Here is a 23793-nt window from a genome sequence, read left to right as displayed (position 1 = left end):
ACAATCACCATGAAAATTTTTAAAAACATTTTTCTTGTCTTCTTCACAGTATTTGCACTTCAGTCCTGTGTGGTTTCAGGAAAACCCAATATGGATTTCTTTTCAGATTCCGGGTATGATTTCAAAGGGGCGAAATTTAAAAGTATTAATGTACCCCTGATGATGGCAAAGCCTTTTATAAAGAAAGCCTTAAGAGAAGATGGGGAAAGTGAAGAGGTCATTGATCTGATTAGAAAGGTTTCTAAAATCAAAGTTCTTACCGTAGAAAATGGAAGTAAAGAAATGCTGAATGATTATGCTAACTATTTAAATAATAATAACTATGAAGACTGGGCGACCGTAAAACATGATGGTGAAAATGTGAATGTACGCGTAAAACAGAATGGGGATGCTATTAAAAATATGCTGATTACTGTAAATTCAAGTAAAGAATTGGTATTTGTAGATGTAAAAGGAAATTTTACAGCAGATGATATCTCAAAAATAATTAATTCTGTTTCAGATAAGTAATTTAATTTCATATAAGTCAAAGCAATTTTAATATTTAAAAATTAGTAAAGGAAGTGCGTGCCCTAAAGATTTACGTTGTTTCACTTACTGTAGTTTGTATTCTGTTTTTTATTCTCGCATTCAAAATGCAGTCTTCCAATGAGAGGTTTAAAGAAATAGATGTGGAACGCATCAATATTGTAGAGAAAGACGGAACCTTAAAGATGATCATCAGCAATAAAGAAAGACAACATCCCGGAATGGCCAGTCACAAAGAATGAAGCCGAGAGAAAGAGAGGCGGGAATGATCTTCTTTAATCCAATGGAGATGTGGGTATTTTTATCCGCGATACAAAAGGAAAAGTTCGGCTAAAGGCTTTATATTGATAAAAATAACCAGACCCACATTGAAAAGCTGAACGAAAATGGTAACCCGGTTAGATAACAGAAGTTATGATGCCGTAAAGATAATTTGTAACAAGTAGTTTCAAACATACTAGATTTATTTTGTGATCAAACCATTCTTATTAAAGGATGGTTTTTTTGATTTAAGTTATAGATTATTAATTTTTATGTAAACTATTAAAAATGATTTTCATATCTCACTAAAATAGCCTAATTTTGCAAAGAAAGTAAAGATGTCTATTCATAACAAAATTGTAGAGACAGCCATCACTTTCGATGACGTTCTTCTAGTCCCTTCTTATTCAGAAGTTTTACCTAACCAGGTATCATTAAAATCAAGACTTACCGACAAAATCACGCTGAATGTTCCGATAGTATCTGCTGCGATGGACACTGTTACTGAAGGTGATCTGGCGATTGCTTTGGCAAGAGTTGGAGGCTTAGGTTTTATTCATAAAAATATGACCATTGCTGAGCAGGCTGCACAGGTGAATCGCGTGAAGCGTTCCGAAAACGGAATGATTTCAGATCCGGTAACCCTTTCTAAAGATTATACTTTAGGACAGGCCAAAGAAATGATGTCGAAATACAAAATTTCAGGGCTTCCTGTAGTAGATGCTGATAATGTTCTGATAGGAATCATTACCAACAGAGATGTGAAATATCAGGAAAATCTTGATATGAAAGTGGAAGAGATCATGACCAAAGAAAATCTTATCACTTCCGATAAAGATACCAACCTTGAAAAAGCTAAAGAAATTCTTCTTAAAAGCAGAGTAGAGAAACTTCCGATTGTAGATAAAGATAATAAGCTTGTAGGGTTAATTACCATCAAGGATATTGATAATCAATTAGAATACCCTAATGCTAATAAAGATCAGGGAGGCCGTCTTATTGTAGGTGCGGGAGTAGGAGTAGGAGAAGATACATTAGATAGAATCGAGGCTTTGGTAAAAGCCGGCGTTGATATCATAGCAATTGACTCTGCACACGGACATTCGAAAGGGGTACTGGATAAGATTTCAGAAATCAGAAAAAAATATCCGGATTTAGATATTGTAGGAGGAAATATTGTAACGGCTGATGCTGCTAAAGATTTGATTGAAGCAGGGGCTAATGTTCTTAAAGTAGGAGTAGGTCCGGGATCTATCTGTACAACGAGAGTGGTTGCCGGAGTAGGTGTACCACAGCTATCAGCTATTTATAACGTATATGAATATGCGAAATCTAAAAATGTTACCGTAATTGCAGATGGAGGGATTAAGCTTTCCGGAGATATTGTAAAAGCAATTGCAAGCGGGGCAGGAGCAGTGATGCTAGGATCTCTTTTAGCAGGAACAGATGAAGCACCGGGTGAAGAGATTATCTTCCAGGGAAGAAAATTTAAATCCTACCAGGGAATGGGAAGCCTTTCTGCAATGAAAAGAGGAGGAAAAGAAAGATATTTTCAAAGTGAAGCTAAAAAATTCGTTCCGGAAGGAATTGAAGGAAGAGTACCTCACAAAGGAAAACTAGAAGATGTAATCTTCCAGTTAACGGGAGGATTAAGAGCCGGTATGGGATATTGTGGAGCTAAAGATATTGAAGTTTTACAAAAAGATTCCAAACTGGTGATGATCACAGGAAGTGGATTAAAAGAATCGCATCCACATGATGTCATCATTACTCAGGAAGCTCCGAACTACTCTTTATAAAAAGAAGTTAATATTGTTCAATAGAAAGCCTTTAAAAGTGAATTACTTTTGAAGGCTTTTTTGTTCAGCTTATTCTGGAATATTTAAATCCAGGTTTAATGATCTTATTTAGGAAAATGCCTTTTGACTTGGCCTTTCTAAACTTTTCAACAATATCAGACGGTACATTAAGGTAGTCATAAACAGCTCCCGACTGATATATAATTCGCAATATTTCAGTTTCAGGAAAATAAATAAAGCTATTTACGACACTTGATGGCATACCAGGGTAAAGCAAAAAATGTTCCCTGATATGAAAAAGAAAAGCTTCCGGATATCCGAAAGCTTTAGTTATACTATTCTCAGTTTTTTTTCTGAAGATGGAGAAGGTCATGGTAATCTGTAATATGAAGATAGCCCTCCTCTTTGATGCTTACCTTTAGATGATGCTTAATGGCAATATCATAAATTTCTTTAGGCAGCATGCTTCCTTTTTCACTCAGTATTCTGCTTATATCTATCAACAGGTCCAGGTGAAGGATAAGGTCTTCCCTGGTTATTTTGGCGAGATCCTGTATTAGTTTTTCTACTCTCTCATCGGTAATATGCTGCTGCATGCGGTGAGGATAATCTTCCAGGTTATAGGTGGCCTGAAAATCCTCCTCAAAACCATATTTTCTGATATAATCAATAGCAAGAACAGTAGCCTGCTCTCTATCATGACTTCTTCCTATGCTGGCATTCTTTTCGCCAAAAATAATTTCTTCAGCAATTCCTCCCGCAAGATAAATTTTAATTCTGTCCAGGATACTTTCCCTTGTGTCGTGTATCTGATGGGGAAATGTAAAACCTGCGGCATAGCTGCTTGCCACCTTACTTTTCAGCTGTAATGGGGCAAATCCGGTATAAAGCATATAGCAAACGGCATGACCGCATTCGTGGACGCTGATATTAGCGACGGCATTCTGCTCATTAGCCTGACGTATGCTGTCTATTCTTCCCAGATAAGGAATTTCAACCATTCTGCTGCCTATCTTCCCGGTAATGATCTTCTGCTCCTGAAGGTAATCAATTTCTATAGTTGTATCCTCATTCATAATTGCTTCAAAAAGAAACTGGCTGAGGTTGGTATCTAAAATATCCACTACACTGCTGAATACGGGACGGACACCCTGTACAGGAAAAACACCGTTTCTGTAGATAAGCTCATTAATATTTTTATTAATCTTCAGGGCAATACCGAATTTTGTTTTGGTCTTATGTTTCAGATTATTGATCTCCCGTTGAATCAGCTTGTAAAAATCTTCTGTTTTCAGTGAAAAATAAATAAGATGAATATTACCAAACCTGGCAACCTGCTCAGGACGGAATTTTCTGGCCAATGCATTCTTTATGTCCACCATTGTGATTTTTTTTGTAAATGCATGGTAGATATTGGCATCTATATCAGCTTCACTGGTTTCGCGGGACATCTGAAAGGCTTCATCCAGGTTTCCACTGATGATGATCAGCATTTTGCTGTAATCTACAGGCTCATAGATTTTCTTTTCCTTTTGTTTCTTACGGATCAGCTTGATCATATCTTCCTCTTTCATATCAATGATGCTCATCACATCATCTTCCATGCTGAGGTATTTCTTAAGCTCTTTTGCATCCCAGAGATTGAGATAGGGGTTTTCTTCCAGATCTGTTTCACCACCTTTTTTCCGTCTTTCATTTTCCTTTTTCCGTAAAAGGTAGGAGAAGAGGTAATGTTCAAGATCTTCACGTTCCCTTTTACTTAACCGTCCATCACTTAAAAGCTCCCAGAAATCTGTATATTTAGTCTGGGGAACAGGAGTTCCATCCGGTTCAAGGGTGTTAAAGCGCTGGATCTCGTCAAAAAGGGCAATACTGGGTTTCTCATCACCAAGACCATTAGTTTGAAATATATCGGCAACGCTTTTGCTCCATGAGGTTTCATCACTGTTGCTGAGCTCAATTTCTACGAAACGGTTTTGGAAATCCAGAAACCGGACCATTTTTCTTACCAGGTCAGTTTTTCCTACTCCTGTCATTCCCCAAAGGCTTATTACCACAGGGCGGGTAAGAATCTCAGGCATCAGATACCATACCTGAATATATTCCATCAGGTTATCAATAATTTTATCTATTCCAATGAATTCCTTTTTGAGAAAAGCTTTACAGTCATCCAGCTTTTTCTTTTTTTTCCGGATCTCTTCTTTATCAATAATCATATTTGAAAAATACACTAATTTTTTAAATTATCCTTAAAATCATCAATACGAAAATCGGTCAGCGCATTTCCTTTTTCAATTTTTTCTTTGGAATACAGTCTGAAATCATTTTCCGTTTTTTCTAAAAGATAATCATAAGGCCCTATGTGGGATATTAATTTCACCAGAACAGGAGAGATCTCAAGACAGATAAAAAGTCCCATTATGAAAGCAGCAGCCAATCCAATAATGGCTGAGTTTTTGCCAAGTTCATCCAGGGCCTGCAGTCTTGCGGCAAAACCGTTGAATTTATCTTCAAAGGTTTCTGAAGATTTCCTTTCCGTTTCCAGATTAGTATATACTTTGGAAATTTCTTTATCCAAATATTCCAGTCTGGGAGCAGATTGTTTCTGAAAATTTTCAAGATCCAGCCTGCGCTGTTCTTTTAATTGCTGTTTACGTTTGGCATTAGGCCCGAAACCTTCTTTTCCACTGGTCAGTCCTGACTGTTTTCCCAGAATTTCTTTCTCCAGTTCCACAGATGCTGAATCATAAGACTTTTGATATTGGGCGGTCTTTTCTGAAATCTGCTGCTTCTCGGTTTCAAAGGGTCCGCTTTGCTGAAGAATTCTTCCGCTCATTTCTCCCTGAAGCTGCTTCTTATTTCTTTGTATAATGGTATTAAGCTGTTTGTTAACTTCCTTTTCAAAAATTTTAAGCTCTAAAGGTTTTGAAATGATAATTCCTAAAAATGTGGCCAAAATCAGGCGGGGAATAGACATCAGGATCTGGTTCCACCATGTCCCGGTCTTCTTAATGGATGAAACAATATAACGGTCCAGGTTGAAGATCATTAATCCCCAAAGAATTCCGAATCCTACAGAAGCCCAGATATTATCAAATACCGTATACATGGCATACCCAGCAGAAAGAGTAGCAAATACAGCGGTGAAGAGGACAATTCCTCCAATCCCCGAAAATTTATTCCATTCACTGGGAGTTTTTCTCAAAATATGGATGTTTCCGCCGGAACATACCATCAGAAACTGCTGGAACCAATTTATTTTATGATTCCCTTGATTTATAGTTTGTTGGTTTGTTTTCATAACTGAAAATTTATACAAATGTAATACTAAAAATCATACCAATGTAAAAGATAGTATTATGTTTTACCAAGTAATCTTCTTTTTATCCGTATTTTTTGTAAAACAAACTATTATATGAATATGTTTAATTGAATATAATGTAAAAGAACATGAAATTTCTTTTTTAGAATTAATTGCTTCTTTTCCATAATTATACGACACGTTTTGACGCTTTTGAGTATTATTTTTGAATGAAAATAACATAAACCTAGAAAGAAGTTAATGGGTGATGAATTTGTACGCATCCACGCTAATAAATCTTTTGACAGTGAACTAAAAAGAATACTTTTGCAGCAAAAATTAAAATAACAATAACTTAAAAGAACAGAGAATGAAAAAATTTTATCTCGGTGCATGGTTTCTGTGCACAGCTCTGAGCCTATCTGCCCAGGAAGTGATCTGGCAGAAAGACATCAAATCTTTCACCCAGGATTTTCTCAATCAGGTGATCACCACTATTGATCAGCAATATCTTATCACCGGAAGCTCTATCCAGGTTAAAAGCCAGTCGCTGGCTACCAATAGCCAAAAGCCAAATAACGGCTACGATTTTCATTTGGTAAAACTCAACCAGCAGGGCGAACAGGTTTGGGAGAAATATTTTGCGGGACAAAACCACGATTATTTATCCGCAACAGTGACCACCCAGGATGGTGGATTTCTGGTTTCAGGAACTTCTTATTCCGGAAAAGGCCTGGATAAAAAAGATGATTCCAAAGGCGGATCAGATATCTGGCTGATCAGGCTGAATGAATTTGGTGATGAACTGTGGCAGAAAACCTTGGGAACTTCCTCAGATGAAGAAGCCAAAGCAGTGATTCAAACCACTGACTTAGGATTTTTTGTAGCGGGAAATATACAGAATTCATCCAAAGGTTACGGTTCAAAAGATGTCTGGATCACCAGACTCGATAAAGACGGAAAAGAATTGTCTCAGCTTATTCTGGGAGGAAGAGGATTAGACGAAGTGGAAAAAATGATACCAACGAAAGACGGTGGAGCATTATTAGGGATCTATTCGAGGAGTTCCGAGGTTGGGAATCCTAATACTAAACCTTCGACTGAAAGATCATCTGTCTCAATGGCCATCAGCCAAAAGCCAAAAGCCAGCACCAACTTCGGTGAAGGCGACTACTGGATCGTAAAGCTGGATAAAAATGGAAAACTAGAATGGGAAAAGAACTTTGGTGGAAAAGGAGATGATCATATCAGAACATTGGCTTTAACTTCAACCGGTTTTATCATTGGAGGAGAATCCAGGTCCGAAAGATCCGGAAATAAATCAGTAGGTATTGAAGAAGGTACGGACCTTTGGCTGATTTCTTTGAATGAAAGAGGTGATGAGCTGTGGCAGAAGTCTTATAATTTTAAGAACAGGGATATCTTAATGGGAATGAATGTGATACAGAGTCAAGAGCCGAGAGCCAAGAATCAAGATGCCACCAAAGGAATATTGTTGGGTGGTTATACTCAGTCGGAAGGAAGAATAGAAAAGGACGATGAAACCTTCTGGATGTTGTATCTGGATGGCAACGGTAATGAACAGTGGAGAAAACATGTAAATGGTGACTCGAGAAAAAGAGAGGAGAGACTTTCTGACCTGAAATTAAACAGAGATGGTTCTATTATTCTGGCCGGAACCAGTGCTGAGGAATTAGGAAAAGAGAACTGGAAGATTGTGAAGCTGGGAGATAAACAGGTTGATCAGCTAATAGAAAAGCATGATATCAAGATCTATCCAAACCCGGTTTCAGACTATGCGTATGTAGAAATAGGCTTTGATTTCAAAGAAGCTGATATTATGCTGTATGATATGAGTGGCAGACAGCTTCAGAATATAAAAACTAAAAATAATGTTACCAAAATCAATGCCCAGGCGCTTATTCAAGGTGCTTATCTGGTGACCATAAAAACGGATACGAATAAAACAGCGAATGCCAAATTGATTAAAAAATAAACAATGAAAAAAATATACTTATCGCTACCACTCCTGCTAGCTATGCATACTTTCTCACAACAAGTAAAGGAGCCAATACAAATAAAGTCACCACAAACTTATGCATTTGAAAAGTATGGAAATGTACCTGTTAATCTTTATACAGGTACGCTGGATCTTAGAATACCTATTTATACGATTCCAACAAATGGTGGAAAAAATATAGACGTTTTTATTTCCTATGATTCGTCCGGTTTTTTACCTCATAAGAAATCTGATTATGCCGGGATGAACTGGTCACTTTTGGCAGGAGGAAGGATTACCAGAACTTTAAAAGGTATTCCTGATGAATATAAGGGTATTCCTAATGGAACTGCTGGTAATCCTTTTGGAACAGGGGCAAATCTTCATGGCTTTTTAACTGGAGTTCGGCTCAATCCCTACACTAATACTCAGGTTTATGATTTACACAATGGTACAGGAGGTATAACTGGGGAGAACTGGAGATTGGGAACTGTAGATAATGGTTATGAAGGAGAACCTGATGTTTTTAGTTTTAACGCAATGGGGATTTCCGGAAAATTTATGTTGGGAAATGATGGAAATGTTTTGGTAGAATCAAATGATCCCAATATAAAAGTTGACTTAACAGGAGTAGTCTCCTATGGAGGATATGAATTTTGTAAACCAACTAATCAAACAATTATTATTACTGATGGACAGGGAAACAAATATTACTTTGGTGGAGATTTCTCCAAATATGAAATAGCATATAATTTACCTCTTCCTGGTCCGTCTAAACAAAATGTGTTTAAGGGATTCCCATACATAAGTTCATTCAGTCTTTCAAAAGTTGAATTTACAAATGGGCAAACCGTCAATTTTGGATATGTTCAAGATAACTTAAACAGTACTTTTTGTAGTATTATGTCCAGTACTACAAATGTCCTGAATAATGCAAAAGTACTTAATTTTGAAGGCTACTTTCAGGATGGTGCAAGGGTTGATGATTGGGTAAATTGTCCGGGAGGACTTGCAGGCTGTGCTTCTAGTGCAGCTGGTACACCAGGTTATACTGAAAATTTTGTTTTGACCAAACGTTCTCTTCTTGAATCTATAAAATATGGAGATAAGGAAGTGAAAATTAATTATAAAGATGCTGGTTATCCAATTAAACATTATGAAGGAAGTGCAAGTGCCTTAAATTTCAACGAGTTTTTGGTAGATAATATTCAGATATTTAGTAACAACCTTTTGGTTCGGAATACCATATTTGCATATGATGATTTTGGAGGGGTAAACAAAAGACCTTTTTTAAAAACAATTACAGAGCCTCAAAGTAATAAAGTCTACAGTTTTGAATATTATAATACGGCAAACTTACCTAAGTATGTCACAAAAGGTCTGGATCACTGGGGATATTGGAATGGAAATGATAATAATACCAATATATCACCCTTTGAAACCTATAATGCCACCACAGGAGATTATACATTAAATAATACATATAGAGATACTAATATTCAAAAATACAATTTAGGATTGTTAAGTAAGATCACCTATCCAACAAAAGGGTATTCTACTTTTGAATATGAACCTAATTATTATGGTAAGAGAATAGAAAGAAATTCTGCAAGTTCTTTTTTGCCTTCTTTAATGAACAATGCGGGAGTTGTAGGAGGAGCAAGAATTCTCAGACAATATGATTATTCAGAAAACGGAGGAATAATTAATGATAAAACATACAAATATACAATGGCATTAAGTGGGGGAATTTCTTCAGGGATATTGATGAACTGGCCAAGATATATTTATTATATAGAATTTACAAGTCCTACTTCGATTCAGAAGCTGATGATGAGATCCAGTTCTAATGTTCAGCAAAATAGTATGGATAGTTATAATGTAGGATACCAAAAGGTTTTTGAAGTGAATGCAGGAAAAGGATATACGGAGTACAATTTTACAAATTATGAAGACTATCCTGATATTTTAAACCCTGATACTGGAAACTTAAGGAACTACTTTACTTCCGATCAGATAGTTCCAGAAAATTTGTATAAAAATCTCAGAAATTTATATGGAATTGATAGAAGTATTTTAAGAGGTAAACTAAAATCAGAAATTATATACGCTGAAGGCTCTGTAAATCCTTTAAAGAAAACAGAATATACTTTCAATGACAATATAGATTTTAATCCTAATAATGCAAAAGACAATAATAATTTTGTAACGGTGCATCATCTTTCAGGTGCCTGGGTTCAGGGGTATAAGAAGTTTTTGAATATGTCTGCTATCAAAAAGAAAGTGGTTACAGATTTCATAAGCAATAATGAAATTAAGTATACAGAAGAATATTATTATGAGAGTAGTAAAAACTTGAACCTTTCCAAAGAAAATATGGTTACATCAGACAATTCCAGTCTATCAAAAAAGTATTTATATGCAGAGGATACAGAAGTAAATAATACTTTAATGATATCCAAAAACATGGTGGGTATTCCTGTAAGTACAGAAGTTAAAAAAGATAATAAAATTATTGCAAAAACAGAGACCATCTATCCGGCAACCCTACCTACTGCTCAAACCGGAAATATCGTACTGCCGTTAGCTGTTAAATCTTATGATCTTCAAAACCCTGCTATTTCAACGACAGAGGCTCAATATGATAAATATGATTTAAACGGAAACTTACAACAGTATACCACAAAAGACGGTATTCCAACAGCCATTATCTGGGGATATAACAATACAAAACCTATTGCTAAAATTGAAGGAGTAACTTATGCTCAGATTTCATCTGCTGCCAGTGCTATTGTCAGTGCTTCTGATACTGATGGAGCAGCAGGGTCCAATAATGATGAAGCCGCTTTATTAAGTGCATTGAAGACATTCAGAGCTCAGTTTCCTAATTCTCCGGTCACTACTTATACCTATGATCCTCTGGTAGGAGTCAGAAGTATCACTCCGCCAACAGGGATCACAGAGTTTTATACTTATGATACAGCAGGAAGGCTGATAAAAGTAGCTGATGCGAATGGAAAAGTAGTAAAGGAAATGAAGTACAACTATAAAAACTAATACCGATGAAAAAAATAATAATCCCTATAGGAGTACTGCTGGTAACAGGAAGTCTACAGGCACAGCTCACTCCGCTTCCTAATACGGAAAACTATATCCAGGCTAAAACGTATCTGGATTACAATGGAGCTACGGCTACAAAATCTGCCGAAACAGTTCAATATTTCGACGGATTAGGAAGACCCAAACAGGTAGTTAATGTAAAAGCATCCCCACTGGGAAAAGATGTTGTCACCCATATTGAATATGACGGCTTTGGAAGGCAGGTAAAAGATTATTTGCCCGTTCCACAAGGAGGAACTTTGAATGGAGCTATTGTTCCCAATCCTTTATCGAATGCGACCAATACTCCTTATGGTTCAGAAAAGATTTATGCAGAAAAGATCCTGGAAAACTCGCCTTTAGACAGAATCCAGCAACAGATTCAGGTCGGAAATGATTGGTCCGGTAAACCTGTAAAATTTGATTATGGAACCAATACAGCAACAGATGTTATAAAGATGTTCACCACCACCACCTGGGAGAACGGTGCTACAAAATCAACCATTGAGTATGGAGGTATGTATGGAGCAAGCCAGCTCTACAAAAATACCATCACCGATGAAGACGGAAACCAAACCATTGAATTCAAAAATGGAAAAGGTCAGACGCTGATGGTAAGAAAAGTAATCAATGCTACAGAAAATGCAGACACCTATTATGTATACAATGAATATGATCAGCTAGCATGGGTAATCCCTCCTTTGTTATCAGAAAAAGTACATTGGGGATGGGCTGACCAGCAGGAATTAGCTTATGAGTACCGTTATGATGGAAGAAACCGTTTGGTAGAAAAGAAGCTTCCTGGAAAAGATTGGGAATATATGGTGTATGATAAACAGGATAGACTGGTGGGCACACAAGATGCCAATCTCAGAGCTAAAGGACAGTGGATGTACACCAAATATGACCAGTTTTCAAGAGTGATTATGACTGGGATATGTCAGGCTATGGGGAACTCCCGTTTGGAAGAACAGAATTATGCCAATACCAAAGGTAGCAATAGTGAAACCAGAAGCTCTGGTTTATCAATGAACTATAGTGGAATGGATATCTATTATTCCGTTACCCAAGGATATCCCCAATATGATAAAGTCTATAATTTTTTAAGCCTCAATTATTATGATACGTATCCTGTAGGGGCACCTGCTACTCCATCACAGATACAGGGAAGCAATGTTTTACAGGATAACACCCAAAACTCTACGGTAAGTACAAAAGGACTACCCATTGCCAGCTATGTAAAAAATACAGAAGCCAATGATATTGGATGGACAAAGAACTATATTTACTATGACACCAAAGGTAGACTCATTGGTACACATTCCATTAATCATTTGGGAGGCTATACCAAAACAGAATCCATGCTGGATTTTGCAGGAGTTCCACAAAACACCAATACCTATCATCTTAGAAAACCTGGTGAATCAGGCATAACCATTCAGGAGCGTTTTGTTTATGATTCCCAGAACAGAATGAAGGAACACTGGCACCAGGTAGATGGTAACCCAGAGCAACTTCTGACTGAAAATACGTACAACGAACTTTCCCAGCTCAGCAATAAGAAAGTAGGAAACAACCTTCAAAGTATTGATTACGATTATAATATCAGGGGCTGGATGACCGATATTAATAAAAACCAGATGCCTGTTGCTGATTTAGGCGGAAAATTATTTGCTTATAAAATTAAATACAACCAGAGAGAAGGTATCGAAAATCCCGATACTGTACAATTCCCCGGAAAGAATGTAAAACCAAGATACAACGGAAATATTGCAGAAGTAGATTGGAGGTCTGTACGGAGTATTGGAGCTAACCCACCCATTACTCCCAAAAGGTATGGATATGCCTATGATAGTTTAAATAGGCTAAGTGCAGGCTATTATCAGAACCCTAATAATCCGAACAGTAAAGAAAATATAGAATCCTTAGCTTATGATTTAAACGGAAATATTACCAATCTTTACAGAACTTCAGTATTTAAAGCAGCAATAAATACGGCAACGGTCATTGATAACCTTACCTATACCTATTCCGGAAACAGACTGACCAATATTAAGGACAGTACCAACAATCAGGCGGGATATGAAGGCGGAGGAAATACAATAAACTATGACCTTAATGGCAATATGAAAGATATGCAGGATAAACAGATTGTAGGAATTGGCTATAACCATTTGAATTTACCTAATTCAATAACACGTGGTCCTAATTTTAGTGTTAATCATTTGTATCGAGCTGATGGAGTGAAATTACATAAAAGAGCAGTTGAATTGAATGACGGTATCAATGGAACGGTAACGACTACAACTGATACCGATTATTTAGATGGATTTCAGTACAGCCGTATGGAAATTGCAGGTGGTGGTTCACCTGGCGGAGGAGAAGAACCTATCGGTTTTGCCACGTCTCCCATGAGAAAAGCAATGGAAATAGAGGCATTTTCCGTAGAAACGAGAAAAATTTCTCCAACCCCTACAGCTAAGACCGTAGACTTAAAATTTTTCCCAACATCAGAAGGGTTTTATGATTATGAAAAAGATCAGTATATTTACCAATACCAGGATCATCTAGGAAATGTAAGAATAAGTTTCGGAAGAAACAGCACAGGCGCTCTTGAAATTACAGATTCCAATGATTATTACCCTTTTGGGATGAGTCATTTAAATACTGGAGCAGCTTTCTTTGGGCCGAGTACATATAAAAATTATAAGTACAATGGGAAGGAGTTGCAGGAGACTGGTATGTATGATTATGGGGCGAGATTTTATATGCCTGATCTTGGACGATGGGGAGTACATGATCCATTAAGTGATGAAACATTCCAGCCGTATAGTTATGCAGATAATAATCCTATTTTTTATAATGACCCGACAGGTATGATTGCCCAACAACCTGAAACGGTTGCAACAATTTATAAGCATAAAAGAACAGGAGAAGAAGTAAATGTTAATGATGGAGTTAATGAAACTGTTTTAGTCAATGGACATGACTTTGCAAAAGCAAAAACTTATGCTAAATATTATGATTCTAATAAAACTAGTTTAGATGGGAATTCTAATTATGAAGTAAACCAGGGATATATAGATTTTTATTACAATAGTAGATATGGTAGTGGTTTTAGTTTTGCCTCTTTATTTGATTCGGGGCCAGACAAACGAAAGATGCCGATAAGTGATGAAGATACTATGATATTGCTGGAAATGCCAGATATAGGTAGAGGACCATTAAAAAGTTCTTTGAGGGCAGTAGGAAAATCACTTGCTAAAAAAAATGCTGGAAAAACTTCAGGATGGGTTGTAAGGAAAGAATTTAACAAGCTTGATACAGCTATACAAAAAAAGGTAGCAGCAGCAATTGGAAAAGGTATTGTAGCACCTGTAGATGCTCAAGGAATAATAAAATTAACAGCTACTGAGGCAAAATCTACAGGTTATACATACAAAATTAAAATATTAGGTAAAGGAGGTGATATAAGAATTTATGGAAATCCCAATGCTACTGGACATATTATATTTGATTATATAACAGGACATTAATATGAAGAAAAAAATGAATAGTGAAATACTAGAAAATTACTATCTCAACGCAATTAAATCTTACAAAAGATGCATTGAAAAAAGTGAAAACTCTTTTTTATCAGATGAAATTGATATATCTGTATTTGACCTTCAAATTGAAAAAGATTCAGTGAAATTTAAATATTCAGCTATAAACAGTGATTCTTATCTTATTGAGGTAAGATTGAATTTATTATCAAATGAAATAAATTTAGGTTACTATGTATCTGTTTTGGATGAAAAGTACAATGAAGTTGACAATTATCTAGTTTTTAGTTAATAGAGGTGGAATTTCTATCTTTTTTAGGACAAAAGAGGTTTCCCCTACGCCGCACGAATCCTTTCGTGTGGCATTTTTCATTAACAATTAGTTATATTTACCAATACAAGAATCAACTTGGAAATGCAAGAATAAGTTTCGGAAGAAACAGCACAGGCGCTCTTGAAATTACAGATTCCAATGATTATTACCCTTTTGGGATGAGTCATTTAAATACTGGAGCAGCTTTCTTTGGGCCGAGTACATATAAAAATTATAAATACAATGGGAAGGAGCTTCAGGAGACTGGTATGTATGATTATGGTGCGAGGTTTTATATGGCAGATATTGGACGTTGGGGGGTAATAGATCCAAGAAGCCAATATACTCATGAAGCTTATAGCTACGTTTGGAATAATCCAATATCTTTTGCAGATCCTACAGGAATGACTGGAGAGGTTTCTGACTGGATTCATAATCCAAAAACGGATAGATATAGATGGGATCCAAATGTCACAGGACCAGAAAATACTCCTGATGGTTGGAGCCATGTAGGTAAAACAGGTAGTTACAGAATCGATGGAGCTACTGTACAACTTTTAGATGGAGGAAATACATTTACTGATATAGATGACATTGCTGTAAGTGGAGTTTCTCCAGCTGCTGCAGGTATTGCTCTTTCACAAAATGCTCGTTTTGGGTTGTTTGCTTTTTTAGCGGCTGCTTCATGGTATGTTATCAGCGATTTTGTAGATACTAATCCAACTTTTCAGCCAACTCGAATTGATCCTATGATGTACAAACATACTGATAGTGCAGAATCAAATGTGGAATCAAATGCAGAAACTGACAGTACCGATGTAAATGGTGTAAATGTTCCTGATGCAAGAAAAGGAGGAGGAAAGAACGGACAGCATGCAAATCTTAAAGCTAAGCAAAGTGCTGGAGAAAAATATGAAGAAGCAAAAAGTAAATTGGATTCCATATCTAGAAAGCCAAATAAAACAAAAGAAGATAATAAGTTGAAAACACAGTTAGAAAAACAGGTAAAACATTGGAAAGCAAAAGCACAAGAAACAGGAGAAAACCATAGTAGAAATGCAAAAGGAAATAGATAAGCTATGAATTTATATACAATTATTTTTGAATTTATGGGAGGCACATATTGCTCACAAAACTATTCAACAGATGAAAAAGAAGCTTTAGTAAATGCTATTAAAGAAAATATCAAGAATCAAGACCTTATTGATTTTAAAGAAAATCTTTTAAATGATCTTAATTTTTGGATTGAAGAAATAGGAGTTTCTTCCTTAGATGGCTTGACTGACGTTTGGTATTTTTCTTTTTCATATGAGGATGAATCATATCATTGTCATATAATTAGAACTGCTACTCTGTAAGAATAATCCCCCCCTACGCTGCCACACGAATCCTTTCGTGTGGTATTTTTTTATTAACAATTATTTATATTTACCAATATCAGGATCATCTAGGAAATGTAAGAATAAGTTTCAGCAGAAACAGCACAGGCGCTCTTGAAATTACAGATTCCAATGATTATTACCCTTTTGGGATGAGTCATTTAAATACTGGCGCAGCTTTCTTTGGGCCGAGTACATATAAAAATTATAAGTACAATGGGAAGGAGCTTCAGGAGACAGGAATGTATGACTACGGCGCAAGGTTTTATATGCCCGATCTGGGAAGATGGGGTGTAGTGGATCCAAATCAACAATCTTATACCAATCATTCTCCCTATAATTATGTTGGAAATAATCCAATTATGAGAATTGATCCCGATGGAAGGGATTGGTATTATACTGGAGATGGGCAATATCTTTATAATAAAGCTTTAAATAGGGATAATGCTTCTCAGTTTTTTAAAGGCAATAATATTGAAGGAGCTAAGTATGCTTTTGCTAGTAATACAATGGGTTCTATGAATTATGCAGCAGATGGATACGTATATGATGATTCTGTTAAAGGAGGGGGTAAAGCTATTGAAGATGGAAGATTGCATGATGTAGGAAACGTAACAGTTACAAAAAGAAGTCTATGGAATAGTCCTTTTGCCAGATTTTTAGTTCCTGATAGATTTGGGGTTACTCAAGGAGGTTCAGTTGGAGGAGGTCTAGAAATTGGAACAAGTATGGGGCTTGAGGTTATCACAAGAAGAAAAGATGCTGGTGTTTACTTTGACCCAGGTAATACTTTAAGTTTTGGTGTAGCTTTTGGTGCAGGTGGAGAAGGTAATCTTTCGTTTTTTTAGCAGCAGCTTTACAGGTAAAGTTTCTGATATGAGTTTAAATTCAGTTGTAGGAACTGAAGCATATGTAAATGGATCTCTGGTTGATGTTGTTGGAGTCACTGGAAGTGTTTCAGTTTCCTTTGATCCAAAAAATCCATTTGTTGGGGACAGGTGGGTTACACGTTCTGTTGGAGTTGCAGCAGGAGCAAAAGGTTCCGTTGGAGCAGGTGTAACAATTTCCAACACAAGAGTAGGAGTTGGCTTTGACGGAAAAATAAGAATAGCTGATTATACAGGAGCAGTAACAGGAAAAGGATCATATTAGTATGGAATTAAATAAACGTAATTTTATTATTTTTTGTATATTGATATTAAGCATTATTATTGCATTTTTAATTATCAAATACAATAGATCAGAGGAAATGTATATTACCGAATTAAATGGAAGAGTTGAATCTTTGAGATATGTAGGAAGAGGTGAAGGTTATGTAGAGGTGAAATTTGAGGGAGATGACAAGTTCAATCCATTATGTGTTATATATATAGGCAGTGAGAATAAAGAAGACCTAAAAGTGGGAGACTCTATTCATAAGGTAAAAAATTCTAAAAATTACCAAGTCTATAGACAAGATACTTTGGGGAATTTTAATTTTTATAAGACATTAAAAAGTGAACCATAAAAATTATACCCTCCCCGCTGACCCGAGCTTTTAGCTCGTGTCCTTAGGATAATTGAACCACTGCAATTGTAGTGGTTCAATTATTTCTGAGAAAACTATTATATTTATCAATATAAACACAACCTTAGAAATGTAAGGCTAAGTTTCGGAAGAAACAGCACAGGCGCTCTTGAAATTACAGATTCCAATGATTATTACCCTTTTGGAATGAGTCATTTAAATACTGGAGCAGCTTTCTTTGGACCGAGTACGTATAAAAATTATAAATACAACGGGAAGGAGTTGCAGGAGACGGGAATGTATGACTATGGAGCAAGGATGTACATGGCGGATATTGGGAGATGGGGTGTGGTTGATCCGCTGGCGGAAACCTCTAGAAGATGGAGTCCTTATACCTACGCTTATAATAATCCAATCCGGTTTATTGATCCTGATGGTATGCAAGCAGAAGATAAGATTAAGATTTTTAATAATGGTAATATAGAGAGAACAAAAGACAATAACCCCTATGACACTATTACAAATGAAGATGAGTCTAAGTCTATACAAATTGATCGTACCAATGTAACAGAAACTAATCCTACAGGAGATTCGCAAATAGGAGAAGCGAAGACGGTACCATATAATTTAAGTGGTGAGGGGACAACAGGTGATAAAATGACTTATTTAAAAATTGATAATTATGATACTGCTACTCAATTTTTTGAATTTGCAGGGGAGAATACGAACGTCGAATTTGCTCAAAATAAAATAAATTTTTCCGATGGTTTTTCCTCAAATTTGATTAATACAAATCACCTATCAAATGTTGTTCAACAAGCTAATTTAATACTTCCATACTTAAACCTTTCACAAGGAAATGGTCTTCATATCGTAAAAGATGGTAGCTGGGTTGAAAATGCCCATAGCCATCCTACCATCACAGGACAAATGGCTCCCTCTGGCTTTGCCGAAAGATTTACAAACGGAAGTGTAACATTTAGCATAAATCCACTTCATGGTTATGAGGGAGATAGATCTACATCTGAAATTAAGGGGTTAACAAGATATATGTATAGTCCAATGTTAAATGAAAAATTGGGAGGCGGATACGTTCAATATAATAACTCAACAGCAACATTTAAAGGTAAAACAAAATGATAAATAAACTTTTATTAATATTTAGTCTTTCTTTTATATCCTGTTCTGCACAGAATATTAAAAAGATAAAAAAACACAGTATAGAAGAATTACTTAATGTATCACTAGATTTATATAAATCACAAAAGTCAATTGATAATCCAAAGGATATATTTTTAATTTTATCTTCTAAAAAAATAAATGATACAATAGGTTTTAAAGATGTCAGTTATGGAATTGGAATCACAATTATTGAAAAAAGAAATACAAAGAATATAGTATATAAAAAATTATATAAGTATAAAAATTATCTGGTAGTTTCTCAAGATTCATTAGATATTTTCAAATCGCTAATAAAACAAATACCATATCAAAATATAAATAATCAAAAATTACCAGATGGTATTATTTATGATCCTTTTAATATATCATTCATGTTTAATGAAAAATCTGAGATAATTTATATATATCCCACAAGCCGATTATCTTTTTTTAAGAAAACACTTAAAAATACAGAGGTTATTGAAAATGAATAAAGATCAGGTAAATAAATTTTCTTCCGTAGCACAAAGTATCCCGCTTTTGAGTTAACATAACTAAACCTCACAAAAAGTGAGGTTTTTACATTTTAGTCACAGCATTTTACTACTGGCAGAGATTTAAAAGTCGCGGATTATAATATAATATTATTAAAAATGAAAAATATTATTTTACTACTAAATTTGATGTTGTTTTGTTCTTGTTATTCACAAGGGAAAATTACGTTAAGACAAATGAATAATTCTTTATTAAAAAATAAAAGTTTATTTCCTTATAGTACATCAAGTGATTCTACAATGATAAAAATGCTTACAAGGGGTTACACTATATATCGTTTAGCAGGTGCTCGATCTTGTAATATAGATCCCGATAAAAAATATTCTCATATTTATATAGAAGATGGTTTTAATGCAGAAAGGGGGTATTATGATGGGGTTATTATTTTTGATAATAAAGATGTTTGTGAGGTTACAGCTAATCCAAATAAATTAGATATAGATAGTCTGTCTTATATAAAAGGTAAAGAAAAAGATGCCATATATAATGAAGTTATTTTTTATACCAAAAAAATAGAAATGGAAAATTTTAAAAAGAACTATCTTAATGAATATTTTCGGTATCAGCTGGTGATTCAAAATAAAACAAAAGAGTTTGAAAAGTGTTTAAATACTGATAAATATACTCCAAGATCTTCCATTGATTTAATTTCATATTATTTTACAAAAAAGTATATTGAAAAAAATTATATTCCTTTTAGTTATAAAGATACATTTATAGAGGATGGGATAAAGTATTTACCATATTTTAAAGAAGAAAAAAAGAAAGAATTTATAAATTGTATAAGTAATTTAAATATTCCCATAGAATAAAAATAAACCCCTTGCAACTGCAATGGGTTATTTTTTAACCTAAGAAAAGTGCTGTGTTTACTAAAGTCGGATCATTTATGAAACGTGGAATAAGGTTCGAAAGAAACAGCAGAGGAGCTCTTAAAAATAAAGATTTCAATGCTTATCATAGAGCTGCATTTTACCATTGGCAAAAGTTAAAAAATAGAGCATACTAATAAATAAGGTACCGACAATGAAAAATTTTATATTATTATTATTAAGTACAATCATATTTACATGTTGTTCTTCACAAAATAAAATATCACTTAAGCAAATGAATGAATCTTTGTTAAAAGATAATTATATATATTATAATACTGCATATATGGATTCAACATTAATAAAAGGAATTAAAAATAATTTTTTGACATACAGATTAGTAGGTGCAAAGTCTTGTCATATTAATCCTGATAAAAAATATTCTCATATTTATATTGAGGATGGATTCCATGATGAACAGGGTTTTTATAATGGAATGATTATCGTAGATAATGAATTTGCTTGTGAAATTACAACCAGCCCATATAAATTGCGTCTGGATAGCCTTTCATACAATAAGATTAAGACCAAAATTAAAGAAACTGATTTTATATTTTATACAAAAAAGGTTTCTATACAAGATGTAAAAAAGAATTATCCTGACGAATATTTCAGATACGAGCTAGTAATACAAAATAAAGTTGATAATTTGAAAAAGTGTTTCGAAATAGATAGGTATACCCCCAAGTCTCCTGTTTATGTAAAGAGTTACTATTTTACAAATAAAAAGATAGTTAATTATAGCAACATAAGAATAAAATATACTGATATTAAAGACGGTATAGATGGTATGCCTTATCTTAAAGAAGAAAAAAAGAAAGAATTTATAAACTGTATAAGTAATTTAAATATTTCAACAGAATAAAATAAAACCTCACAATAAGTGAGGTTTTTATGTTTATAATGTGGCTGCATTTTTATTAAAAAACATTACCATTCTTTTAAGGAAGCTTTTCTATTTCAATCGATCCGGGTTTTGTTTCAAAAAACTATCCCAGCCGGAGTATGATTTTGTATCTGCAATGGTTCCTGAATTGAAATGATGGCATACCGCAACGGCAAGGCCATCGGAGGCATCCAGATATTTTGTGGGGAATTCTTTTAGGTTAAGAAGATTCTGAAGCATTCCTGCTACCTGTTCTTTACTGGCATTTCCGTTTCCGGTAATGGCCATTTTAATTTTTTTAGGAGAATATTCTGTGATGGGGATATTTCTGTGGAGGCTGGCAGCCATGGCTACCCCCTGGGCACGGCCTAATTTTAACATACTCTGTACATTTTTCCCAAAGAAAGGGGCTTCAAGAGCTACTTCGTCAGGATGGAATTCATCAATGAGCGCTAACGTCTTATCAAAAATATATTTAAGCTTCGTTTCGTGATTAGGATATTTTTTTAAGATCAGTTCATGAATGGAGATCATTTCCATTTTACCTTTTTTAACGGAAATAAGACCAAACCCCATGATGGCTGTTCCGGGATCAATACCTAAAATTATTTTCTCTGAAATCATTGGTTCAAAGATAAGGACTTTCTGCCATTTTTTCAGCGATGAAAAAAAATCAAATAGGAGTGATTTGTATTTAAAAGTTTATTAACTTTAAAAAAAATAGACATGAAAAATTTACTCAATTTATTAATCGTTCCCTCTTTTCTGTTTTGTAGTTTTCAGAAAGAGAATGGGTTAGCTTCGTACAGGAGTGTGGCAGTAGAAAATACGGTAGAAAAAGGTGACCGGATTATTTATTTGTTTTTTAAAGCAGATAAAGACCGATCCGGAAGTGAAAAAATTATCCTTCAGGAAAGCAAAATTTCGGAAGGTAAGATGAAGTCAATGCCTTCTTTTGACCGAAAAGAAGTTCAAAATGGAGATTTTATTATTACGCTTGTAGAAACGGGAGGCAAAGAAATTGCCAGCCAGCATGTAAAAGATCCTCTGAATCCGGAACTTGAAGTCTATGAAAAAGAGGGGATGTCCCGGCATAAGGCTTCACTTCAAAATGCCGAGTTCAGCGTGAGGTTTCCCTATTCTGAAAATATGGGTCTTGTAAAAATTGAAAAAGCCACAGACGATGGTGTAAAGCTATTATTCACTCAAAAACTATAATCATGAAAAAAATATTATTATCTCTTCTTATGGGAAGCAGCTGTTTTGGACAGGTATTTGACAAAGTTCCCCTTTTACAGAGTGGCAGCAATGATAAACGTGTTATTATTGCGGTTTTAGGGGATGGTTTTACTGCTGCACAGCAGACCTCTTTTGTGTCATCAGCTCAGTCAACCATTGATTATCTTTTTACCAAAAGCCCTTACAAAGAATACAAAAATTACTTTAATGCCTATGCCGTGAAAGTAGTTTCTGCTGAAACGGGCGTTAAGCATCCCGGAACGGCTACTGATGTTACAGAACCCGTAATACCGGTTTCAAATCCCAATAATTATCTGGGGTCTACCTTTGATGTTGGGGTTCACAGATGTATTTACAGCAATACAACCAATAAAGTAGGACAGGTACTGGCTGCCAATATCCCGGATTATGATATCACGTATGTACTGGGTAATTCTACAGAATATGGCGGTTGTGGAGGCACCTATGCCTTTGCATCGTTGAATGGTTCTGCCAGTGAAATTGTAGTTCATGAGCTGGGGCATTCTTTTGGGAAATTAGCAGATGAATATTGGTTTGCCGGTTCTCTTGAGTCTCCCAATAAAACCCAAAACTCTAATCCGGCTACTATAAAATGGAAAAACTGGGTAGGATTAAACAGTGTGGGAGTCTATCCGTATACAGAAAGCCCAAGCTGGTTCAGACCGCATCAGAGCTGTGAGATGAGGTACCTTAACCAGCAGTTTTGCTCTGTTTGTAAAGAAGCAATTATTGAAAAAATCCATTCTTTAGTTTCTCCCGTAGATTCTTATACTCCAGCCAACAATACTACCTTAAGTGCGAGTTCCAATATCACGTTTACAGTGAATGAAATTCTTCCGATTCCCAATACCTTAGTGAATACCTGGAAATTGAACGGTGCTGCTCTTAGTGCAACAGGAAATACACTAACAGTTACCCCTGCTCAGCTGAACAATGGCAATAATACTTTATTATTTTCGGTAACAGATAATAATCCGCTGTTAAAAGTAGATAACCACAGTACGCTTCATCTTACCAATATTACATGGACCTTAAGTAAGTCGACGCTTAGAGTTGCAGATATAAAAGCAATAGAAAGAAAATTCAGTATATATCCGAATCCTGGTGATGGAGAATTTACTATCCGTGGAAAACAGGATTTTTCAAAAAATACGAAAGTGGAAATCTATGATGCTTCAGGAAAACTGATTTCTACAAAATTTGAATTAAAAGATGCATCAACGATCTATGTTGATATCAGGAATGTTCCTTCGGGTTCTTACCTTCTGAATGTAGCAGAAGACGGACAGCCTGTTATTTCTCAGAAAATAATAAAAGAATAGATAAAC

General features: G+C 35.2%; 22 protein-coding genes. 18 read left to right on the top strand and 4 right to left on the bottom strand.

The features are described 5' to 3' along the window. Positions 1 to 9 precede the first annotated feature (9 nt). The 3 genes from MP477_RS08540 (at position 10) to guaB (ending at position 2588) form a co-directional block, all read left to right on the top strand. A complete protein-coding gene (locus tag MP477_RS08540) occupies positions 10 to 510 on the top strand; it encodes a DUF4252 domain-containing protein (RefSeq protein ID WP_230037363.1) in 501 nt (166 codons plus the stop codon). A 53-nt stretch (positions 511 to 563) separates the two neighbouring features. Beyond that, on the top strand, positions 564 to 770 hold the full coding sequence (locus tag MP477_RS08535; protein ID WP_257190044.1) for a hypothetical protein: 207 nt from the start codon (positions 564 to 566) through the stop codon (positions 768 to 770). Between the two features lie 357 nt (positions 771 to 1127). Beyond that, positions 1128 to 2588 (top strand): IMP dehydrogenase, encoded by a 1461-nt coding sequence (gene guaB / locus MP477_RS08530; protein ID WP_230037367.1) that lies wholly within the window; start codon positions 1128 to 1130, stop codon positions 2586 to 2588. 64 nt (positions 2589 to 2652) lie between these two features. Here the strand turns inward: guaB and MP477_RS08525 are convergent, their stop codons facing one another. The 3 genes from MP477_RS08525 to MP477_RS08515 all read right to left on the bottom strand — a co-directional run bounded on the left by MP477_RS08525 (position 2653) and on the right by MP477_RS08515 (position 5889). Next, entirely contained in the window at positions 2653 to 2850 is a 198-nt protein-coding gene (locus MP477_RS08525; protein WP_230037369.1) for a KTSC domain-containing protein, read from the bottom strand. 79 nt (positions 2851 to 2929) lie between these two features. Continuing rightward, positions 2930 to 4804, bottom strand: coding sequence for an AAA family ATPase (locus tag MP477_RS08520; protein ID WP_257190042.1), 1875 nt, complete (start codon positions 4802 to 4804; stop codon positions 2930 to 2932). A 14-nt stretch (positions 4805 to 4818) separates the two neighbouring features. After that, the gene (locus tag MP477_RS08515) at positions 4819 to 5889 is read right to left on the bottom strand and encodes a DUF4407 domain-containing protein (protein ID WP_257190041.1); all 1071 of its coding nucleotides are present in this window, start codon (positions 5887 to 5889) and stop codon (positions 4819 to 4821) included. Positions 5890 to 6259: 370 nt separating this feature from the next. On the opposite strand from MP477_RS08515, the gene MP477_RS08510 reads away from it, so the two are divergent. The 13 genes from MP477_RS08510 (at position 6260) to MP477_RS08450 (ending at position 21184) form a co-directional block, all read left to right on the top strand. After that, complete coding sequence (locus MP477_RS08510; protein WP_257190040.1) at positions 6260 to 7885, top strand: T9SS type A sorting domain-containing protein; 1626 nt, start codon at positions 6260 to 6262, stop codon at positions 7883 to 7885. A gap of 3 nt (positions 7886 to 7888) precedes the next feature. Next, complete coding sequence (locus MP477_RS08505; RefSeq protein ID WP_257190039.1) at positions 7889 to 10945, top strand: hypothetical protein; 3057 nt, start codon at positions 7889 to 7891, stop codon at positions 10943 to 10945. 5 nt (positions 10946 to 10950) lie between these two features. Continuing rightward, positions 10951 to 14523: an RHS repeat-associated core domain-containing protein gene (locus MP477_RS08500; RefSeq protein WP_257190037.1), complete on the top strand. Its 3573-nt coding sequence runs from the start codon at positions 10951 to 10953 to the stop codon at positions 14521 to 14523. 1 nt (position 14524) lies between these two features. Further along, positions 14525 to 14824: a hypothetical protein gene (locus MP477_RS08495; protein WP_257190033.1), complete on the top strand. Its 300-nt coding sequence runs from the start codon at positions 14525 to 14527 to the stop codon at positions 14822 to 14824. A 5-nt stretch (positions 14825 to 14829) separates the two neighbouring features. Further along, positions 14830 to 15921: an RHS repeat-associated core domain-containing protein gene (locus MP477_RS08490; RefSeq protein ID WP_257190032.1), complete on the top strand. Its 1092-nt coding sequence runs from the start codon at positions 14830 to 14832 to the stop codon at positions 15919 to 15921. Between the two features lie 3 nt (positions 15922 to 15924). Then, positions 15925 to 16203, top strand: coding sequence for a hypothetical protein (locus tag MP477_RS08485; RefSeq protein ID WP_257190030.1), 279 nt, complete (start codon positions 15925 to 15927; stop codon positions 16201 to 16203). 2 nt (positions 16204 to 16205) lie between these two features. Continuing rightward, the gene (locus MP477_RS08480) at positions 16206 to 17072 is read left to right on the top strand and encodes an RHS repeat-associated core domain-containing protein (protein ID WP_373567414.1); all 867 of its coding nucleotides are present in this window, start codon (positions 16206 to 16208) and stop codon (positions 17070 to 17072) included. A 28-nt stretch (positions 17073 to 17100) separates the two neighbouring features. Further along, complete coding sequence (locus MP477_RS08475; RefSeq protein WP_257190028.1) at positions 17101 to 17376, top strand: hypothetical protein; 276 nt, start codon at positions 17101 to 17103, stop codon at positions 17374 to 17376. A gap of 1 nt (position 17377) precedes the next feature. Continuing rightward, complete coding sequence (locus tag MP477_RS08470) at positions 17378 to 17731, top strand: hypothetical protein (RefSeq protein ID WP_257190025.1); 354 nt, start codon at positions 17378 to 17380, stop codon at positions 17729 to 17731. Between the two features lie 102 nt (positions 17732 to 17833). Further along, positions 17834 to 18871, top strand: coding sequence for an RHS repeat-associated core domain-containing protein (locus tag MP477_RS08465; protein ID WP_373567413.1), 1038 nt, complete (start codon positions 17834 to 17836; stop codon positions 18869 to 18871). Continuing rightward, positions 18868 to 19386 carry a hypothetical protein gene (locus tag MP477_RS08460; RefSeq protein ID WP_257190022.1) on the top strand — a complete coding sequence of 173 codons (519 nt, stop codon included), beginning with the start codon at positions 18868 to 18870 and terminating at the stop codon, positions 19384 to 19386. Before MP477_RS08465 ends, MP477_RS08460 begins: the two co-directional genes overlap by 4 nt. A 159-nt stretch (positions 19387 to 19545) precedes the next feature. Continuing rightward, complete coding sequence (locus MP477_RS08455; protein WP_257190021.1) at positions 19546 to 20259, top strand: hypothetical protein; 714 nt, start codon at positions 19546 to 19548, stop codon at positions 20257 to 20259. Positions 20260 to 20605: 346 nt separating this feature from the next. After that, the gene (locus MP477_RS08450; RefSeq protein ID WP_257190020.1) at positions 20606 to 21184 is read left to right on the top strand and encodes a hypothetical protein; all 579 of its coding nucleotides are present in this window, start codon (positions 20606 to 20608) and stop codon (positions 21182 to 21184) included. 90 nt (positions 21185 to 21274) lie between these two features. Here MP477_RS08450 and ruvC read toward each other — a convergent pair whose 3' ends face one another. Next, positions 21275 to 21829, bottom strand: a complete 555-nt coding sequence (gene ruvC, locus MP477_RS08445; RefSeq protein ID WP_115916273.1) for a crossover junction endodeoxyribonuclease RuvC — start codon at positions 21827 to 21829, stop codon at positions 21275 to 21277. 102 nt (positions 21830 to 21931) lie between these two features. Here ruvC and MP477_RS08440 point away from each other — a divergent pair, with 102 nt between their 5' ends. Together MP477_RS08440 and MP477_RS08435 are read left to right on the top strand one after the other, a co-directional pair. Further along, positions 21932 to 22423 (top strand): hypothetical protein, encoded by a 492-nt coding sequence (locus tag MP477_RS08440; protein WP_257190016.1) that lies wholly within the window; start codon positions 21932 to 21934, stop codon positions 22421 to 22423. 2 nt (positions 22424 to 22425) lie between these two features. Further along, positions 22426 to 23787 (top strand): M64 family metallopeptidase, encoded by a 1362-nt coding sequence (locus MP477_RS08435; protein WP_257190015.1) that lies wholly within the window; start codon positions 22426 to 22428, stop codon positions 23785 to 23787. The last annotated feature ends 6 nt before the right edge of the window (positions 23788 to 23793 follow it).

It is taken from the genome of Chryseobacterium sp. WG23, assembly GCF_024586575.1.
In the GTDB taxonomy this organism is placed as follows: domain Bacteria; phylum Bacteroidota; class Bacteroidia; order Flavobacteriales; family Weeksellaceae; genus Chryseobacterium.
This window is presented reverse-complemented; position numbering and strand designations above follow the sequence as displayed.

Coding starts and splice junctions, on each gene's coding strand:
- MP477_RS08540 (WP_230037363.1), top strand. CDS start 10: ATGAAAATTTTTAAAAACATTTTTCTTGTCTTCTTCACAGTATTTGCA.
- guaB (WP_230037367.1), top strand. CDS start 1,128: ATGTCTATTCATAACAAAATTGTAGAGACAGCCATCACTTTCGATGAC.
- MP477_RS08525 (WP_230037369.1), bottom strand. CDS start 2,850: ATGCCATCAAGTGTCGTAAATAGCTTTATTTATTTTCCTGAAACTGAA.
- MP477_RS08520 (WP_257190042.1), bottom strand. CDS start 4,804: ATGATTATTGATAAAGAAGAGATCCGGAAAAAAAAGAAAAAGCTGGAT.
- MP477_RS08515 (WP_257190041.1), bottom strand. CDS start 5,889: ATGAAAACAAACCAACAAACTATAAATCAAGGGAATCATAAAATAAAT.
- MP477_RS08510 (WP_257190040.1), top strand. CDS start 6,260: ATGAAAAAATTTTATCTCGGTGCATGGTTTCTGTGCACAGCTCTGAGC.
- MP477_RS08505 (WP_257190039.1), top strand. CDS start 7,889: ATGAAAAAAATATACTTATCGCTACCACTCCTGCTAGCTATGCATACT.
- MP477_RS08500 (WP_257190037.1), top strand. CDS start 10,951: ATGAAAAAAATAATAATCCCTATAGGAGTACTGCTGGTAACAGGAAGT.
- MP477_RS08495 (WP_257190033.1), top strand. CDS start 14,525: ATGAAGAAAAAAATGAATAGTGAAATACTAGAAAATTACTATCTCAAC.
- MP477_RS08485 (WP_257190030.1), top strand. CDS start 15,925: ATGAATTTATATACAATTATTTTTGAATTTATGGGAGGCACATATTGC.
- MP477_RS08475 (WP_257190028.1), top strand. CDS start 17,101: ATGAGTTTAAATTCAGTTGTAGGAACTGAAGCATATGTAAATGGATCT.
- MP477_RS08470 (WP_257190025.1), top strand. CDS start 17,378: ATGGAATTAAATAAACGTAATTTTATTATTTTTTGTATATTGATATTA.
- MP477_RS08460 (WP_257190022.1), top strand. CDS start 18,868: ATGATAAATAAACTTTTATTAATATTTAGTCTTTCTTTTATATCCTGT.
- MP477_RS08455 (WP_257190021.1), top strand. CDS start 19,546: ATGAAAAATATTATTTTACTACTAAATTTGATGTTGTTTTGTTCTTGT.
- MP477_RS08450 (WP_257190020.1), top strand. CDS start 20,606: ATGGATTCAACATTAATAAAAGGAATTAAAAATAATTTTTTGACATAC.
- ruvC (WP_115916273.1), bottom strand. CDS start 21,829: ATGATTTCAGAGAAAATAATTTTAGGTATTGATCCCGGAACAGCCATC.
- MP477_RS08440 (WP_257190016.1), top strand. CDS start 21,932: ATGAAAAATTTACTCAATTTATTAATCGTTCCCTCTTTTCTGTTTTGT.
- MP477_RS08435 (WP_257190015.1), top strand. CDS start 22,426: ATGAAAAAAATATTATTATCTCTTCTTATGGGAAGCAGCTGTTTTGGA.